Here is a 16,095-nt window from a genome sequence, read left to right on the forward strand (position 1 = left end):
AATCAGTGGCTATTTTTGTCGCTTGGACGAGGAAAACGCTGAAAAAAGCAGCAGTCCGGCGCAAAAAGAGAATGAATTGCAGCATCAGCAGAGCCGCGGGCGCCGCCCGCGCGCAGGTTCCCCACCGTTTCCGCAGCGCAGTTCGCGGATAGGGTATGAACCGTTCTGCGAACATGTTTCGGAGCGGCGGCAGTTCGTTCATGGAATTGTCGACCGTTAAAAATATTTTATTTTGGGTGGTTGGGGACAACATGACATACGCAACGCGACTTGGGGCCATGCTGTTCGGCCTCGCAGCAACGGCCGGCATCCCAGCATGGGCGGCTCCGGACATCACGGGCCGGCCGGTGGAACACCAGTTGAACATGCAGACCCCGGTGAACACCGTCGGCACCGACATCTACGATCTGCACAACTTGATGATGATCATCTGCCTGGTGATCTTCGTCGCCGTGTTCGGCGTCATGTTCTACTCGGTGTTCAAGCACCGCAAGTCGCTCGGCCACAAGCCCGCCACCTTCCACGAGTCCACCGCAGTCGAGATCGCCTGGACCGTCGTTCCCTTCCTGATCGTCATCGGCATGGCCCTGCCGGCCACCAAGACCGTGATCGCCCTGAAGGACACCTCGAACGCCGACATCACCATCAAGGCCACCGGCATGCAGTGGAAGTGGGGTTACGACTACCTGAACGGTGAAGGCGAAGGCATTTCCTTCCTGTCGAACCTGGCTACCCCGCGCGCCCAGATCGGCCTGCCGGGCGAGGAAGCGACCGAAACCAAGGGCGAAAACTACCTGATGGAAGTGGACAACGAGATGGTTGTCCCGGTCGGCAAGAAGATCCGCATGGTGTTCACCGCCAATGACGTGATCCACGCCTGGACCATCCCGGCCTTCGCCATCAAGCAGGATGCGATCCCGGGCTTCGTGCGCGACGGCTGGTTCACCGCCGACAAGATCGGCGTCTACCGCGGCAACTGCGTCGAACTGTGCGGCAAGGACCACGCCTTCATGCCGATCGTGGTGCGCGTCGTCTCCGCCGAGGACTACACTGCCTGGGTCGCCGGCGAGAAGAAGAAAATGGCCGCCCTGGCCGACGACCCGAACAAGGTCTGGACCATCGATGAACTGAAGACCCGCGGCGAGCAGGTCTACAACGCCAACTGCGTGGCCTGCCACCAGGCCAACGGCAAGGGCGTGCCGAACGCCTTCGCCGCGCTGGACGGTTCGCAAGTGGTGAACGGCGCCAAGGCGCACAACGTCGACGTGCTGCTCAACGGCCAGGATACCCCGGCCTACCCGTCGGCGATGCCGGCCTGGAAGCAACTGTCCGACACCGAGATCGCCGCCGTGATCACCTACACCCGCAATACCTGGTCGAACAAGGCTGCGGAAAACATTGTCCAACCGGCCGAAGTGCTGGCTGCACGCAGCAAGTGATTAGCTATTTAGCTTCAGGGATATCGACATGACTACCAGCACCATCGATCACGCGCACGACCACGACCACGATCACGCGCACGACCATCCGAGCGGCTACCGCCGCTGGCTGTTCGCTACCAACCACAAGGACATCGGCACCCTGTACCTGTGGTTCTCGTTCATCATGCTGCTCTCGGGCGGCGTGCTGGCGCTGATGATCCGCACCGAGCTGTACCAGCCGGGCCTGCAGTTCTTCCGACCCGAGTTCTTCAACCAGCTGACCACCATGCACGGCCTGGTGATGGTGTTCGGCGCGATCATGCCGGCCTTCGTGGGCTTCGCCAACTGGATGATCCCGCTGCAGGTGGGCGCCTCCGACATGGCCTTCGCGCGCATGAACAACTTCTCGTTCTGGCTGCTGCCGCCGGCCGCGATCCTGCTCGCGGGCTCGTTCTTCTCGCCGGGCGGCGCCACCGCAGCGGGTTGGACGCTGTACGCACCGCTGTCGACCCAGATGGGCCCGGGCATGGACATGGCGATTTTCGCCATGCACATCATGGGCGCGTCGTCGATCATGGGCTCGATTAACATCATCGTCACCATCCTGAACATGCGCGCTCCCGGCATGACCCTGATGAAGATGCCGATGTTCTGCTGGACCTGGCTGATCACCGCCTTCCTGCTGATCGCCGTGATGCCGGTGCTGGCGGGCGCCATCACCATGACCCTGACCGACCGCCACTTCGGCACCTCGTTCTTCAACGCGGCCGGCGGCGGCGACCCGGTGATGTACCAGCACATCTTCTGGTTCTTCGGTCACCCCGAGGTCTACATCATGATCTTGCCGGCCTTCGGCATCGTGTCGCAGATCATCCCGGCCTTTGCCCGCAAGCCGCTGTTCGGCTACGCCTCGATGGTCTACGCGACCGCCTCGATCGCGATCCTGTCCTTCATCGTCTGGGCCCACCACATGTTCACCACCGGCATGCCGGTGACTTCGCAGCTGTTCTTCATGTACGCCACCATGCTCATCTCCGTGCCGACCGGCGTGAAGGTGTTCAACTGGGTCGCCACCATGTGGAAGGGCTCGATGACCTTCGAGACCCCGATGCTGTTCGCGGTCGGCTTCATCTTCGTGTTCACGATGGGCGGCTTCACCGGCCTGATCCTGGCGGTGACCCCGATCGACATCATCGTCCACGACACCTACTACGTGGTGGCGCACTTCCATTACGTGCTGGTGGCGGGCTCGCTGTTCGCGCTGTTCGCCGGCTACTATTACTGGGCGCCGAAGTGGACCGGCCACATGTATCCGGAAGGCCGCGGCAAGATCCACTTCTGGCTCTCGCTCATCACCTTCAACGTGACCTTCTTCCCGATGCACTTCCTGGGCCTGGCCGGCATGCCGCGCCGCTATGCGGACTACGCCACCCAGTTCACCGACTTCAACATGATCGTGTCGATCGGCGCCTTCGGCTTCGGCCTGTCGCAGGTCTACTTCCTGTTCGCGGTGGTACTGCCGACCATCCGTGGCGGCAAGAAGGCGGAAGCCAAGCCATGGGAAGGCGCGGAAGGCCTGGAGTGGACCGTGCCGAGCCCGGCGCCGTTCCACACCTTCGAAACCCCGCCGCTGGTGAAGTAATCATGGCTACCCAAGCGCAAAAGAAGAGCAACCTGAAGACCGCGCTGGTGCTGGGCGGAATCGCGCTGTTGTTCTTCGCCAGCGTATTCGCCAAGTTCACGCTGCTGGGCTGAGATGACGCCCTTGAGCAGCCGACTCAGTAGCCGAACCCGGCGCCTGAACCGCTCCACCCTGGGAAAACTGGTGGTGGTGGCGGTCATGATGTTCGGTTTTGGCTATGCGCTGGTGCCGGTGTACCGCCAGATCTGCGAAGTGCTCGGCATTAACGTGCTGACCCAGCCGGGCGAGTTCGTCGCGGCGCCCGTGAATTCCCAGATCGACAAGACGCGCAAGATCGTCGTCGAACTGGATGGCAATGCGCAGGGTCCATGGAGATTCCGCCCGACCCAGCGCACGATCGAAGTGCATCCCGGCGAGCTGGCCACCGTGACCTACGAGGTGGTCAACACGCAGGGCAGGGCGGTCAAGGCGCAGGCGATCCCGAGCTATGCGCCGCAGCTGGTCACGCCGCACTTCAAGAAAGTGGAATGCTTCTGCTTCCAGGAGCAGACGCTTGCCGCGAACGAGGCGCGCCAGATGCCGGTGGTCTTCTTCATCGATCCGGCGTTGCCGCGCGAGGTGAAGAACATCACGCTGTCGTACACCTTCTTCGAGATCGGCGGCGCGGTGCAGACGGCCTCGGCCGGCACCGCGGCGGTGAAGTAAATGGAGAATGAACCGCAAGTACACAAGCGCAAGGGAGGTTTCCTTGCCACGATGAAGGCAGTGTTCTGGTCCTTCTTCGGCGTGCGCAAACGCCGCGACTACGAACAGGACGCCGCCAACCTGAACCCGGTCCACGTGATCATCGCGGGACTGATCGGGGCGGCGATCTTCATCGGGCTGCTGGTGCTGGCGGTGCGCTTCGCAGTTTCGCAGTAGGGTGATGTGGCGCGGGGCCGAAGTCGGCGCCTGAGCAACATGGCAGCATACAATGACGTCGTCTCGGCGAAGGCCGGGGCCCAAGTTTCGCGATTCAGAGTTACCGATAATTCGAAGAGTTGAGGAGATCAAAATGAGTTCGCCACACACCGCCGCGCCGTATTATTTCGTGCCAGGCCCGTCCCGCTGGCCGATGTTCGCCGGCATTTCACTGCTGGTGACCATGATCGGCGCCTCCGGCTGGGTCAACAGCGCCCCCTGGGGCCCTGCAGTGTGCCTGGCCGGTATCGCCGCCACCCTGGTGGTGCTGTATTTCTGGTTCGGCGACGCCATCCAGGAATCCGAGTCGGGCATGTACGGCAAGCGCATCGATTCCTCCTTCCGCTGGTCGATGAGCTGGTTCATCTTCTCGGAAGTCATGTTCTTCGGCGCCTTCTTCGGCGCGCTGTTCTACGCCCGCGTCATCTCCATGCCCTGGCTGGCCGACCTCGACCACAAGATCCTGTGGCCGGACTTCACGCCGACCTGGGGCGGCACCGGCCCGGCCGGCGTGGTCGACGGGTTCCAGACCATGGGTCCGTTCCCGATCCCGACCATCAACACCGCGCTGCTGCTGCTGTCGGGCGTGACGCTGACGATCTCGCACCATGCGCTGCGCGCCGGCCACCGCTCGAAGACCGCGTTCTGGCTGTTCGCCACCATTTTGCTGGGCGCGATCTTCATGGGCTTCCAGGTCTATGAATACATGCACGCCTATGCCGACCTCAACCTGAAGCTGACCTCGGGCATCTACGGCTCGACCTTCTTCATGCTGACCGGCTTCCACGGCTTCCACGTGACCATGGGCGCGATCATGCTGTCGGTGATCCTGTACCGTGTGCTCAAGGGCCACTTCACGGCGGACAATCACTTCGGCTTCGAAGGTGCGGCCTGGTACTGGCACTTCGTCGACGTCGTGTGGCTGGGGCTGTACGTGGTGGTGTACTGGCTGTAAGATCAACAGGCGGCCTGGCCGCTTCGTAGGGTGGGCGGGTTTCCCGCCCGCGCGTTCAAATCACGTATCCTGGCCCGCTCCGTGGCTTTTCATACGCAGGTTGAACGCGCGGGCGGCGGAGCCGCCCACCCTACGTTATGGTGGTGCGTCAGCGAATACCGGTCGGCGCAATCCACCCCATCTTGTAGGCGCCGAGCAGGCACAGGAACAGGGTGATCGACAGGCCGACCCGCATGGCCAGCGCATGCACCGTCCGGTTGCTCTGGCCTTTGTCGCGCATCAGGAAGAAAAGAGCCGACGCGAGGCTGGCAAGGATTAGGATGAAGGCAATCGCAACGAACAGTTTCATGGTCGGCCCGGGAAAAGTTGAGGCATCATTGTAATGCGCTTCCCCTTCCATTTTCGCCGTATTCCCTTCATCGCCACATTCCTTCTTGCCGTGCTGGGTATTGCACTGGGTAACTGGCAAGCGGGCAGGGCCGCAGAGAAAACAGCCGTGCAGGAAAAGCTGACCGCCCGCGCCAGCCAGGCGCCGGTGCCGCTGCGGGTCGCCATCGCCGGCGCGACTGCGCCCCTCGCCAAGACACTCGAATACCGCCGCGTGCGCGTCACCGGCGAGTTCGTCGCCGACTGGCCCTTGTTCCTGGCCAACCGCCCGATGGCCGGACGGCCTGGCTACTACCTCGTGATGCCGTTTACAATCGCGGACTCGACAATGTCGGTGCTGGTGTTGCGCGGGTGGTTGCCGCGCGAAGCGGAATACGGCAAGCTGCCGGCCTTCAACACGCCGACCGGTATCGTGACCATCGAGGGCACGGTCGTGGCTTCCGCCGGGCATGCGATGGAACTGGGCGAGCAAACGCCGCTGGCCCCTGGCGCCTTCCTCCAGAACATCGACCCGGCGCCGGTAGCGAGCGCGGCCGGACTGTCGCTGCAGAGCTTTTTCATACAGCAGACCGGGCCGGACGAGCCAGGCGATATCGACGGCGCACTGCTGCGCGTCTGGCCCTCGCCCTCGAGCGGCATCGACAAGCATCGCGGCTATGCCTTCCAGTGGTATGCGCTGGCGGCCATGGCCATCTTATTCTTTGTGATAACGGGATTCCGAAGTGGATCGAAACAACGTGATGCAGGAAAACGTGAAACAGCAACAAGTGACGCAAGCAACTGATCCGGTCAAAGCCAGGCGCTCGGGCCGTTGGAAACTGTTTGCCGTGCTGCTGGTCTGCGCGGCGCCCATCATCCTGTCCTACCTGACCTATTACGTCATCAAGCCCACCGGCCGCACCAACTACGGCACCCTGATCGATCCGCGCGAGCGCCCGATCCCGGCCATGGCCAGCACCACGCTCGACGGCCGTCCGGAAACGCTGAAGCAATACGCGGGCAAGTGGATCATGCTGAAGGTCGGCGGCGGCGAATGCCTCGACGCCTGCCAGAAGCAGCTGTTTGCGATGCGGCAGTGGCGCCTGATGCAGGGCAAGAACATGGACCGCGTCGAACGGGTCTGGCTCGTGACGGACAGCCAGCCGCTCGACACCATGACGATCCGCCAGTACGACGGCATGCACCTGCTGCGCGCACCGCAGGACACCGTCACGCAGTGGCTGCCGGCCGACAAGGGCACGCAGCCGGCCGACCACATCTACCTGATCGACCCGCTCGGCAACCTGATGATGCGCTTCCCGGCTGACCCGGATCCGCGCAAGGTGTACAAGGACATCGCCAAGCTGCTCAAGGCTTCCGCGGTCGGCTAGGGCGCAACATCATGCAAGCTTCTACCCTGTTGCAACTGGCCCTGATGGGCGTGCTGGTGGCGATCCTGCCGCTGTCGATGGTGTGGATGTCGTCGGATCCGAACAAGTTCCGCAAGCTGGTCTGGGTGGCCGTGTTCCTGACCTTCGACCTGATCGTGTTCGGCGCGTTCACGCGCCTGACCGATTCGGGTCTCGGCTGCCCGGACTGGCCGGGCTGCTACGGCATGGCCAACCCGTTCCTGGCGCACGAGCAGATAGCGGCTGCCGAGGCGGCGATGCCGACCGGACCGGTCACCGTGGCCAAGGCCTGGATCGAGATGATCCACCGCTACCTGGCGATGGGCATCGGCGTGATCATCATGGCCCTGCTCATCACCGCGACCGTGCAATGGCGCAAAACGAAAATGCAGGCATTCAAGCCGGGCATCCCGCTGGCGCTGTTCATTTTCGTGTGCATCCAGGGCGCCTTCGGCGCCTGGACCGTCACCCTCAAGCTGCAGCCCGCGATCGTGACGATCCACCTGCTGCTGGGCATGGGCCTGCTGGCCCTGCTGGCCTGGCTCGGCGGGCGCGAAGATTACCTGATGCATAAACCGGCCCCGGCCGGCGGCGATGCCGCACTGCGCGGCATCCGCACGCTGGCGCTGGTCGCGGCAGTCGTCATCACGGTGCAGATCGCACTGGGCGGGTGGGTGAGCACTAACTACGCCACGCTTGCCTGCGACGAATTCCCGCTGTGCGACGGCCGGGTGGTGCCCGAGATGGACTTCGAGCATGGCTTCCACCTGTGGCGCGAACTGGGCAAGACGGCGGCCGGCCACTACCTGCCGTTCCCGGCGCTGGTGGCCATCCACTGGGTGCACCGCAACTTCGCCATTGTCGTCGTCGGCGTCGTCGGCCTGCTGGCGTGGCGCGCATGGCGCCATGCCTACCTGGCGAAGCACGCGCGCTGGCTGGCATTGCTACTCGTCGTGCAACTGCTGACCGGGGTCGCCACCGTCTACCTCGACTTCCCGCTCGCCATTGCGGTAATGCATAACGCAGGGGCAGCCCTGCTGGTACTGCTGGTGACCATGTTAAACTACCGGGTGAAGCACCAACTTGAAGTGAACCGCGCAGGATGAGCAGCGAATCAAGCGCGCCTGCACGCAGCCCATTGATGACAACCCAGACAGCCCTCCATAAACCCCCGAGCCGCGTTGCCCAGTACTGGGCCCTGACCAAACCCCGGGTCACGCAGCTGGCCGTGTTCTGCGCGGTCATCGGCATGTTCCTCGCCACCGATGGTTTCCCGGGCTGGCAAGTGCTGGTCGCCGGCACCGCCGGCATCTGGCTGCTGGCGGGCGCCGCCTTCGCCGTGAACTGCCTGGTCGAGGCCGAGATCGACGCGCGCATGGCGCGCACGGCCCGCCGCGCCACTGCGATGGGCGAGCTCAGCAGTACCCAGACGATCATCTTCTCGGCGATCATCGGCGGCCTCGGCATGGGCATCCTGTATTTTCTCGTCAATCCGCTCACCATGTGGCTGACCTTCGTGACCTTCGTCGGTTACGCCTTCATCTACACCATGCTGCTCAAGCCGGCCACGCCGCAGAACATCGTCATCGGCGGCCTGTCGGGCGCCATGCCGCCGGCCCTGGGCTGGGCCGCGGTGGCCGACGCCGTGCCGATGGAAGCCTGGCTGCTGGTGCTCATCATCTTCGTCTGGACCCCGCCGCACTTCTGGGTGCTGGCCATGTACCGGCGCGAGGACTACGCCCGTTCCGGCCTGCCGATGCTGCCGATCACGCACGGCATGCAGTACACCGGCCTGCAGGTGTGGCTGTATACCATCGCGCTGGCGGCCACCACCTTGCTGCCCTTCGCCGTCGGCATGAGCGGCCTGATCTACCTGGCCGCCGCAGTCGTGCTCAATGCGGTCTTCCTGCGCCACTCGTGGCGGGTGCACAAGAACTACAGCGACCTGGCCGCGCGCAACGCCTTCACCTGGTCGATCGTCTACCTGTCGCTGCTGTTCGCCGCGCTGCTGGTCGACCATTACTTCAAGTTTTGACCATGAAAAAACTGCTGACCGCACTGATGCTGTCCGTGGCGGTGCTGGGCGCCGGCTGCGACAAGCTGTCTTCCAAAACCCCGGCCTTCGTCCATACCGACATCACCGGCCTCGATTACGCCAAGGGTTTCTCGCTGACCGACCACACCGGCAAGCCGCGCACCCTGCAGGACTTCAAGGGCAAGCTGGTGGTGCTGTTCTTCGGGTATACCCAGTGCCCGGACGTGTGCCCCACCACGATGGCCAAGATGGCCACCGTGCTGAAGGAACTCGGTCCGGCCGCCAAGGACGTGCAGGTGCTGTTCGTCACGCTCGACCCGGAGCGCGACACCCAGGAGCTGCTGGCCGCCTACGTGCCGGCCTTCCATCCGAGCTTTATCGGCCTGTACGGCGACAAGGAAGCCACCGCGCGCACGGCCAAGGAATTCAAGCTGTTCTATTCCAAGACCCCGTCCGGCGACGATCCGAAGAACTACACCGTGGACCACATGGCCGGCAGCTATGTGTTCGACCGCGAGGGCAGGGTGCGCCTGTTGTTGAAACACGATAGCGAACCGGGGGCGATCGCGTCCGACCTGCGCCAGCTGCTGTAAGCAGCGCCGTAGGGTGGGCGGGGTGTTTCAGGCCAGTGGCCTGAAACACGAACGCCCACGCGGTGATAGTTGACAGCAAGATCATCCGGCGCGATCACGGAGCCGATAACAATCACCGCGTGGGCGGCGAAGCCGCTCACCCTACGTCAGCCATATCGGTCTGCTGTTATGATGGTGTAAACACCACATAATAGGGACGGCATGGAACAACGCCAGGGCAGGAACTACACACGCATCGCCATTGTCGTCCTGCTGACGCTGGGCTGTCTCTACGTCCTCAAGCCCTTCCTGGCCGCGATCCTGTTCGCGGCCTGCGTCGTGATTTCCTCCTGGCCGCTGTACCTGCGCCTGCAGGTCGCCATGCGCGGCCACCGCACGCTGGCGGCGCTGACCATGACCCTGTCGCTCACGCTGCTGGTCATCATCCCGCTGGCGATGGTCGCCTACAACCTGGTCGACGACGTCGCCAGGGGCTTCACCGAACTGCGCACCGCCATCGAACACCGCGAGCTGATACCGCCGCCCTGGGTGCGCGAGCTCCCGCTGGTGGGGGAGACGATCGACAACTACCTGCGCCAGCTGGTCGCCAGCCGCGAGCAGATGATCGCGCTGGCCCAGCGCATGCTGGAGCCGGCGCGGCGCTACCTGCTCGCGGGCGGCCTGATGCTCGGCACCGGCGTCGTCCAGCTCAGCCTGGCCGCGTTCGTGAGCTTCTTCTTCTACCGCGACGGCAAGGCCCTGCTCGAGGTCGTCGCCGTGACCATGCGCCGCGTGATGGGCGAGGGCGCCGAATCGGTCTCGCAAACCGTGAGCCAGACCGTGCGCGGCGTCATGTACGGCCTGCTCGGCACCGCGCTGGCGCAGGCGCTGGTGGCGGCGATCGGCTTCACCATCGCCGGCGTGCCGGCGGTGCCGCTGCTGTCGGTGATGATCTTCATCGCGTCCCTTATCCCGGTGGGCCCGCCCCTCATCTGGGGCGGCGCCGCCTTCTGGCTGTTCCTGCAGCACGAAACCGGCTGGGCGATCTTCATGGCGATCTGGGGCGCGGTCCTGATCAGCGGCGTCGACAACATCGTGCGCCCGATGCTGATCAGCCGCGGCAGCAGCCTGCCTTTCCTGCTCACCCTGCTGGGCGTGCTGGGCGGCTTGATCGCCTTCGGTTTCATCGGCATGTTCATCGGGCCGACCCTGCTGGCGGTCGGCTATTCCTTGATGACCGACTGGACCGGGACGCCGGACCGGGTCATCCGCCAGGACGTGGACGCCTGAGGCGGAGCGCTCACATCTTCCCGACAGGCTTGCCTGGTCTTGTTGATCAGAATCGTTTGCGCCCGTTCGAAATCTATATATAATCCATATACGATTCATATATTGAGAGAAAAATGGGCATCGTTAACATCGACGACGAAGTGCATGACCAGATCCGCAAGGCGAGCAGCGTCTCGTGCCGTTCGATCAACGCGCAAGCCGCGTTCTGGATCAAGATCGGCATGCTGTGTGAAATGAACCCGACGCTGAGCTTCAACGAGGTCGTCGGGCGCGAACTCAAGGCCGCCGGCGTTGCGCCCGAGGCGGTGAGGGCGGCAGGGGGACCGCCGGCAGCCGTGAAGGCGTCAGCGGCGTGATCAAGCGGCCAGAAGAAATCGCCCTGATGGCCGAGTCGGGGCGGCTGCTGGCGAGCGTCTTCACCCACCTCGACAGCCTGGACCTGGCCGGCATGTCTACCATGGCGGTCAACGACCTGGTCGACCGCTACATCGTGGCGTCGCTCGGGGCGCGGCCGGCCAGCAAGGGCCAGTACGGCTACGCCTACGCGCTGAATTCCTCGCGCAACCAGGTGGTCTGCCACGGGGTGCCATCACCCACCGAGATCCTGCGGGGCGGCGACATCGTCAACCTCGACATCACGCTCGAGAAGAACGGCTACATCGCGGATTCCAGCAAGACCTACCTGGTCGGCGAGGTGTCGCCTTCGGCCAGGCGGCTGGTGCAGGCCACCTACGAGGCGATGTGGAAGGGCATCCGCGCCGTGCGTCCCGGTGCGCGCCTGGGTGACGTCGGCCACGCGATCGAGCGCCATGCGCGCAAGCATGGCTACACGGTGGTCCGGGATTACTGCGGCCACGGCATCGGGCGCGAAATGCACGAACCGCCCCAGGTGCTGCACTGGGGCCGGCCACGGACCGGCATGGTGCTGCGCGAAGGCATGACCTTCACCATCGAGCCGATGCTCAACGAGGGGCGCCATGCGGTGCGCACCGAGGATGACGGCTGGACCGTCGTCACCGTCGATGGGCTGCTGTCGGCGCAGTTCGAGCACACGGTCGCCGTGACGCGGAACGGCGTGCAGGTGCTGACCCTGCGCCCTGGAGAGGCAATGCCGAATCAGTAGCGGCGTGCTAAATCCTCGGCAGCAGGGCCTGGCGCCTGGCGCGCGCACGGATATTCAGCGCTTCCACCGCCAGCGAGAAGGCCATGGCGGCGTAAATATAGCCCTTGGGGATGTCGGCATCGAAGGCTTCGGCCGTGAGCGCCATGCCGACCATGACCAGGAAGGCCAGTGCCAGCACCTTGACCGAGGGGTGACGGTCGACGAAGTCGCCAATCGGCTTGGCCGCGACCAGCATCACCAGCACCGAAAAGATCACGGCCGCCACCATCACGCTGATCTCGTCCACCATGCCGACCGCCGTGATGACCGAGTCGAGCGAAAACACGATGTCGATCACCGCGATCTGGCCGATGATGCCCCAGAACAGCTTGTTCGTCGCCGCTGCCGCGGCGGCGCTGCCCACGACTTCCTGCGGCCCGGCCGCGTCCTTGGCTTCGACTTCGACGAAGATCTCGTGCGAGGCCTTGTAGAGCAGGAACAAACCGCCGAACAGCAGCACCAGGTCGCGTCCGCTGATGCCCTGGCCGAACACGTTGAACAGGTCCGCCGTCAGGCCCATCACCCAGCTCAGCGAGAACAGCAGCAGCAGGCGCGACACCATGGCGAAGCCCAGGCCCAGGCGCCTTGCCTTGTCGCGCATCTCCGGCGGCAGGCGGCCGACCAGGATCGAAATGAAGATGATGTTGTCGACCCCGAGCACGATCTCGAGGGCGCTCAACATGAGGAAGGCGATCCAGACGTTCGGGTCGGCCAGCAGTTCCATGGTCGCACTCCCTTGTGGAAAACGCCATGGTATCAGCACATGGCGCCGGGCCCGGCACGTCTGGCTAACCCAGGGCCGCGATGATGCGCGCGGCGATCTCGCGCAGCTGCTCGCCATCCGCCGGCACCGCGGCATGCGGCTTGAGCGCCGCCGCCTGTTCGCGCGGAACGATATGGAAATGCACGTGCGGGACGGTCTGGCCCGCCGCGCTGCCGTTGAACTGGGCGACCATGATGCCCGGCGCCCCCATCGCCGCCTTGACTGCGGCGGCCACCTTCTTCGTGGTGCGGATGCAGGCCGCGGCGGATGCATCGGACAGGCCGAACAATTCGACGGCCGCCTCCTTCGGCAACACCAGCACATGCCCGGCGGCCTGCGGCATGATGTCCATGATGGCGAGCGTGGCATCGTCTTCGTAGACCTTCACGCAGGGCAGTTCGCCGCGCAGTATTCTGGCGAACGGGTTCTGGGGATCGTATTCCATGGAACTCTCTCAGGATGAGCCGCCTGGTGCGAGCACGCTGCGCAGCCGCTCGAAGTCGATCGGCTTGGTGAGGTGATGGTCGAAGCCGGCGTCGAAGGCGCGCTGGCGGTCCTTTTCCTGGCCCCAGCCGGTGGCGGCGATCAGGCGCATGTCGCGGCCCACGTCGAGCGCACGCAGGCGCCGCGCCAGCTCGTAGCCGTTCAGGTCGGGCAGGCCGATGTCGAGCAGGGCGACCTCCGGCGCGAACTCCTGCGCCATTGCCAGCGCCGCGCCGGCACTGTGCGCCGCGCGCACCTCGCAGCCGAACAGTTCGAGCGCCATCAGGAGCATCTCGGCGGCATCGGCGTTGTCGTCCACCACCAGGATGCGGGCCGGCGCCGGCGCCACCGGCACTGCCGCTTCCGGCAGCGCGGCGCTGGGGGCCAGCGGCAGGCGCACCGTGAAGCAGCTGCCCAGGCCTTCGCCGGCGCTGTCGGCGGCAATGGTCCCGCCATGCAGTTCGACGATGCCGCGCACCAGCGACAGTCCGATCCCCAGTCCGCCGCGCGAACGCTCCAGCGCCGGCGCCAGCTGCGAGAACATGTCGAACACCGTCGCCAGCGCGTCCTGCGGCAGGCCGATGCCGTTGTCGCGCACCGACAGCACTGCCGTTCCATCCTCGCACGCCAGACTCAGCGCAATGCGTCCGCCGTCCGGCGTGTACTTGGCGGCATTGGTCAGCAGGTTGACCACCACCTGGTTGATGCGGGTGGGGTCGGCATCGACCGTGACCGGGTGCGGCGGCAGATCGAGCTCGAGGCGGTGGCGGGCATGCTCCATCAGGCCGGCAGTGTCGCACACGGCGGCGCGCGCGAGCTGGGCCAGGTCCACCGTTTCGCGCCGCAGTTCCATCTTGTCCTGGGTGATGCGCGAGACTTCCATCAGGTCGTCGACCAGGTGGGTGAGGTGGTGCAGCTGGCGGTCGAATACCGACAGCAGGCGCGCGCCCGGGCCCTCGGCGGCCGGGGCATGGCGCATTACCTCGAGCGCGCTGCGCATCGGCGCCAGCGGGTTGCGCAGTTCGTGCGACAGCGTGGCCAGGAATTCGTCCTTGCGGCGGTCGGCCGCCGACAGCGCGGCGTTCACGGCCTGCAGCTGCTGTTCCGCGTCGCGGCGCGCGTCGAGGGCTTCTTCGGCGGCGCGGCGCGCCTCGCGCAGCTCGCGCTCGTAGGACTCGCGTTCGGTGGCCATGAACAGGGCCAGCTGGTCGCGCACAGCGCCGCTCATTTGATCACCCACGTGCCGGCGCACGATGTTGACCAGCATCGGCAGGCGCGTGCCATCGCGGTGGCGCAGGTCGATCTGCAGCTCGGCCACCGAGCCGCGCACCTGCAGCAGGGGCACGCAGTGGGTGTGGTGGAACAGGCGTGCGCCCACGGTCATCAGGTCCTGGATGCGCACGATGCCGGCCAGTTCGGCCGGCGAGAAGCCGAGCCAGCCGCAGGCGGTGGCGTTGGCATGCAGCAGCAGGCCGTCGGCGTCGGCCAGCAGCAGGCCGCAGGGGGCGTCGTCGTACAGCGCAGTCGCGAAGGGCTCGTTGTTGTGGACTTGCACAGCCATCGTTGCTCCTCCTGGTTGCCACTGGACGGAATTCCCTCGTCCCCGAGTATGCGTCAGGAGTGTTGTACGCGCAACAACTTTGTGTATTCAGGCGATGGAAAGGTTTCAGTCACGCTCGTCGTGGCCGTCGGCGCGTTCGCCTTTCGGATACACCTTGACCAGCAGGATGCGCGGCCCGTTCATCTTCTTGACCACCACATCGAACTGCGGGAAGCCGATGCGCTGCCCCTGCTTGGGGATGTCGCCGAGCTTGGCCATCAGCAGGCCGCCGACCGACTCGACGTCGTCCAGGCCCATCGCCTCGTTGTCGATGTCGATCCCGAGCAGGCGCTCGAGCGAGAAGATCGGCAGGCTGGCCTTGCCGATATACGTGCCGTCGGGCTGGGACATCCAGTCGTTCTCGTTCATCCGGAACTCATCGCGGATCTCGCCCACCATCGCCCCCAGCAGGTTGTCGAGCGTGATGAAGCCGACCGGGCGCTTGCCCTTTTCGCCGATCAGGGCGAAGTGCGGCGCGCCGCTGCGGAAGCGCCGGAAGATATCCTGGGCCTTGGTGCGCGCCGAGATGGTTTCCACCGGACGCAGGTACTGGGTCAGGTCGGTGATGGCGCGGCCGGCCTGCTGGGCGAAGAACAGGTCCTTCAGGTGGATCACGCCGAGCACTTCCTCGCCTTCCTCGTCGAACCAGGGGTAGCGCGAGAAGCGGTTGCGGCGCACCGTCTCCATGTTCTCCGCGAGCGTGCGGCCGGCGTACAGCGCGCTGACCTCGTTGATCGGCCGCATCAGGTCGGAGACGGCGAGCTGGCTGAAGTCGAGCGACTGCGCCAGGATGTTGCGTTCGTCGCTGTTGAATTTCTCGCCCGGCTTGCTGGTGCGCAGGATCAGCTTCAGCTCGTCGACCGAATAATGGGTGTCGTGGCCGCCGGCGCCGGCCAGGCCGGCGATGCGCAGCACCATGTTGGCGCTGGCGTTGAGCAGGGCGATTGCCGGGTACATTGCCCAGTAGAAGGCGTACAGCGGAATGGCGCACCACAGCGCCACGGCTTCCGGCAGGCGGATCGCGAGCGACTTGGGCGCCAGCTCGCCGACCACGATGTGCAGGAAGGAGATGACCGAGAAGGCCACCACGAAGGAGACGCCGTGGATCAGTTCGGGGGAGGTGACGCCCAGCATGGCGAACACCGGTTCGAGCAGGCTGGCGAAGGCCGGTTCGCCGACCCAGCCCAGGCCGAGCGAGGCCAGGGTGATGCCGAGCTGGCAGGCGGAGAGATAGGCGTCGAGCTTGTCGTGGACCTTTCCCAGGATGCGTCCGCGCAGGCCGCTGGTCTTGGCGATGGCGTGGACGCGGGTCTTGCGCAACGTGACGATGCTGAATTCAGCCGCCACGTAGAAGCCGTTCAGCGCCACCAGGAACAGGGCGAGAGCGACGAATAAAAGGTTTTCCATTGAAGAGATTTAGTTAAAAAAAGGCAATAG

19 protein-coding genes are annotated in these 16,095 nt (G+C 64.8%); 14 read left to right on the top strand and 5 right to left on the bottom strand.

Going from position 1 to position 16,095, the window contains the following annotated elements; all coding sequences use genetic code 11:
• The first annotated feature begins 251 nt into the window (after positions 1-251).
• From coxB to AC56LU_RS11885, 6 genes are all read left to right on the top strand, one after another.
• Positions 252-1,439 (top strand): cytochrome c oxidase subunit II, encoded by a 1,188-nt coding sequence (gene coxB, locus AC56LU_RS11860; RefSeq protein ID WP_497175804.1) that lies wholly within the window; start codon positions 252-254, stop codon positions 1,437-1,439.
• A 28-nt stretch (positions 1,440-1,467) separates the two neighbouring features.
• The gene (ctaD, locus tag AC56LU_RS11865; protein ID WP_497175805.1) at positions 1,468-3,063 is read left to right on the top strand and encodes a cytochrome c oxidase subunit I; all 1,596 of its coding nucleotides are present in this window, start codon (positions 1,468-1,470) and stop codon (positions 3,061-3,063) included.
• Between the two features lie 2 nt (positions 3,064-3,065).
• Positions 3,066-3,176: a cytochrome oxidase small assembly protein gene (locus AC56LU_RS11870; protein ID WP_497175806.1), complete on the top strand. Its 111-nt coding sequence runs from the start codon at positions 3,066-3,068 to the stop codon at positions 3,174-3,176.
• Position 3,177: 1 nt separating this feature from the next.
• Positions 3,178-3,768 (top strand): cytochrome c oxidase assembly protein, encoded by a 591-nt coding sequence (locus tag AC56LU_RS11875; protein ID WP_497175807.1) that lies wholly within the window; start codon positions 3,178-3,180, stop codon positions 3,766-3,768.
• Entirely contained in the window at positions 3,769-3,984 is a 216-nt protein-coding gene (locus AC56LU_RS11880; RefSeq protein ID WP_497175808.1) for a DUF2970 domain-containing protein, read from the top strand.
• A gap of 133 nt (positions 3,985-4,117) precedes the next feature.
• On the top strand, positions 4,118-4,978 hold the full coding sequence (locus AC56LU_RS11885) for a cytochrome c oxidase subunit 3 (RefSeq protein WP_497175809.1): 861 nt from the start codon (positions 4,118-4,120) through the stop codon (positions 4,976-4,978).
• 148 nt (positions 4,979-5,126) lie between these two features.
• On the opposite strand, the gene AC56LU_RS11890 is transcribed toward AC56LU_RS11885, so the two are convergent.
• Positions 5,127-5,327: a twin transmembrane helix small protein gene (locus AC56LU_RS11890; protein ID WP_497175810.1), complete on the bottom strand. Its 201-nt coding sequence runs from the start codon at positions 5,325-5,327 to the stop codon at positions 5,127-5,129.
• Positions 5,328-5,360: 33 nt separating this feature from the next.
• Between AC56LU_RS11890 and AC56LU_RS11895 the strand changes: the two genes are divergently transcribed.
• The 8 genes from AC56LU_RS11895 to map all read left to right on the top strand — a co-directional run bounded on the left by AC56LU_RS11895 (position 5,361) and on the right by map (position 11,773).
• Positions 5,361-6,149, top strand: a complete 789-nt coding sequence (locus tag AC56LU_RS11895) for an SURF1 family protein (RefSeq protein WP_497175811.1) — start codon at positions 5,361-5,363, stop codon at positions 6,147-6,149.
• Entirely contained in the window at positions 6,106-6,735 is a 630-nt protein-coding gene (locus AC56LU_RS11900) for an SCO family protein (protein ID WP_497176012.1), read from the top strand. Before AC56LU_RS11895 ends, AC56LU_RS11900 begins: the two co-directional genes overlap by 44 nt.
• Before the next feature lie 11 nt (positions 6,736-6,746).
• Positions 6,747-7,859, top strand: coding sequence for a COX15/CtaA family protein (locus AC56LU_RS11905; protein WP_497175812.1), 1,113 nt, complete (start codon positions 6,747-6,749; stop codon positions 7,857-7,859).
• Between the two features lie 35 nt (positions 7,860-7,894).
• Positions 7,895-8,788, top strand: coding sequence for a heme o synthase (gene cyoE, locus AC56LU_RS11910; RefSeq protein ID WP_497175813.1), 894 nt, complete (start codon positions 7,895-7,897; stop codon positions 8,786-8,788).
• Between the two features lie 2 nt (positions 8,789-8,790).
• Positions 8,791-9,381 carry an SCO family protein gene (locus AC56LU_RS11915; RefSeq protein ID WP_497175814.1) on the top strand — a complete coding sequence of 197 codons (591 nt, stop codon included), beginning with the start codon at positions 8,791-8,793 and terminating at the stop codon, positions 9,379-9,381.
• A 201-nt stretch (positions 9,382-9,582) separates the two neighbouring features.
• Complete coding sequence (locus tag AC56LU_RS11920; RefSeq protein WP_497175815.1) at positions 9,583-10,650, top strand: AI-2E family transporter; 1,068 nt, start codon at positions 9,583-9,585, stop codon at positions 10,648-10,650.
• Positions 10,651-10,763: 113 nt separating this feature from the next.
• On the top strand, positions 10,764-11,006 hold the full coding sequence (locus AC56LU_RS11925; protein ID WP_497175816.1) for a ParD-like family protein: 243 nt from the start codon (positions 10,764-10,766) through the stop codon (positions 11,004-11,006).
• The gene (map, locus tag AC56LU_RS11930; protein WP_497175817.1) at positions 11,003-11,773 is read left to right on the top strand and encodes a type I methionyl aminopeptidase; all 771 of its coding nucleotides are present in this window, start codon (positions 11,003-11,005) and stop codon (positions 11,771-11,773) included. Before AC56LU_RS11925 ends, map begins: the two co-directional genes overlap by 4 nt.
• Positions 11,774-11,780: 7 nt before the next feature.
• Here map and AC56LU_RS11935 read toward each other — a convergent pair whose 3' ends face one another.
• The 4 genes from AC56LU_RS11935 to AC56LU_RS11950 all read right to left on the bottom strand — a co-directional run bounded on the left by AC56LU_RS11935 (position 11,781) and on the right by AC56LU_RS11950 (position 16,065).
• On the bottom strand, positions 11,781-12,536 hold the full coding sequence (locus AC56LU_RS11935) for a TerC family protein (protein ID WP_497175818.1): 756 nt from the start codon (positions 12,534-12,536) through the stop codon (positions 11,781-11,783).
• Between the two features lie 64 nt (positions 12,537-12,600).
• Complete coding sequence (locus AC56LU_RS11940) at positions 12,601-13,020, bottom strand: HIT family protein (protein WP_497175819.1); 420 nt, start codon at positions 13,018-13,020, stop codon at positions 12,601-12,603.
• Between the two features lie 9 nt (positions 13,021-13,029).
• Positions 13,030-14,619 (bottom strand): hybrid sensor histidine kinase/response regulator, encoded by a 1,590-nt coding sequence (locus AC56LU_RS11945; protein WP_497175820.1) that lies wholly within the window; start codon positions 14,617-14,619, stop codon positions 13,030-13,032.
• Between the two features lie 105 nt (positions 14,620-14,724).
• Positions 14,725-16,065, bottom strand: a complete 1,341-nt coding sequence (locus tag AC56LU_RS11950; protein ID WP_497175821.1) for a hemolysin family protein — start codon at positions 16,063-16,065, stop codon at positions 14,725-14,727.
• Between the last annotated feature and the right edge of the window lie 30 nt (positions 16,066-16,095).

The organism is Telluria sp. PB2R4 (assembly GCF_059685695.1).

Coding starts and splice junctions, on each gene's coding strand:
- AC56LU_RS11920 (WP_497175815.1), top strand. CDS start 9,583: ATGGAACAACGCCAGGGCAGGAACTACACACGCATCGCCATTGTCGTC.
- AC56LU_RS11900 (WP_497176012.1), top strand. CDS start 6,106: ATGCAGGAAAACGTGAAACAGCAACAAGTGACGCAAGCAACTGATCCG.
- AC56LU_RS11875 (WP_497175807.1), top strand. CDS start 3,178: ATGACGCCCTTGAGCAGCCGACTCAGTAGCCGAACCCGGCGCCTGAAC.
- AC56LU_RS11945 (WP_497175820.1), bottom strand. CDS start 14,619: ATGGCTGTGCAAGTCCACAACAACGAGCCCTTCGCGACTGCGCTGTAC.
- AC56LU_RS11925 (WP_497175816.1), top strand. CDS start 10,764: ATGGGCATCGTTAACATCGACGACGAAGTGCATGACCAGATCCGCAAG.
- AC56LU_RS11890 (WP_497175810.1), bottom strand. CDS start 5,327: ATGAAACTGTTCGTTGCGATTGCCTTCATCCTAATCCTTGCCAGCCTC.
- cyoE (WP_497175813.1), top strand. CDS start 7,895: ATGACAACCCAGACAGCCCTCCATAAACCCCCGAGCCGCGTTGCCCAG.
- AC56LU_RS11940 (WP_497175819.1), bottom strand. CDS start 13,020: ATGGAATACGATCCCCAGAACCCGTTCGCCAGAATACTGCGCGGCGAA.
- AC56LU_RS11905 (WP_497175812.1), top strand. CDS start 6,747: ATGCAAGCTTCTACCCTGTTGCAACTGGCCCTGATGGGCGTGCTGGTG.
- AC56LU_RS11870 (WP_497175806.1), top strand. CDS start 3,066: ATGGCTACCCAAGCGCAAAAGAAGAGCAACCTGAAGACCGCGCTGGTG.
- AC56LU_RS11935 (WP_497175818.1), bottom strand. CDS start 12,536: ATGGAACTGCTGGCCGACCCGAACGTCTGGATCGCCTTCCTCATGTTG.
- AC56LU_RS11950 (WP_497175821.1), bottom strand. CDS start 16,065: ATGGAAAACCTTTTATTCGTCGCTCTCGCCCTGTTCCTGGTGGCGCTG.
- coxB (WP_497175804.1), top strand. CDS start 252: ATGACATACGCAACGCGACTTGGGGCCATGCTGTTCGGCCTCGCAGCA.
- AC56LU_RS11880 (WP_497175808.1), top strand. CDS start 3,769: ATGGAGAATGAACCGCAAGTACACAAGCGCAAGGGAGGTTTCCTTGCC.
- AC56LU_RS11885 (WP_497175809.1), top strand. CDS start 4,118: ATGAGTTCGCCACACACCGCCGCGCCGTATTATTTCGTGCCAGGCCCG.
- AC56LU_RS11895 (WP_497175811.1), top strand. CDS start 5,361: ATGCGCTTCCCCTTCCATTTTCGCCGTATTCCCTTCATCGCCACATTC.
- ctaD (WP_497175805.1), top strand. CDS start 1,468: ATGACTACCAGCACCATCGATCACGCGCACGACCACGACCACGATCAC.
- AC56LU_RS11915 (WP_497175814.1), top strand. CDS start 8,791: ATGAAAAAACTGCTGACCGCACTGATGCTGTCCGTGGCGGTGCTGGGC.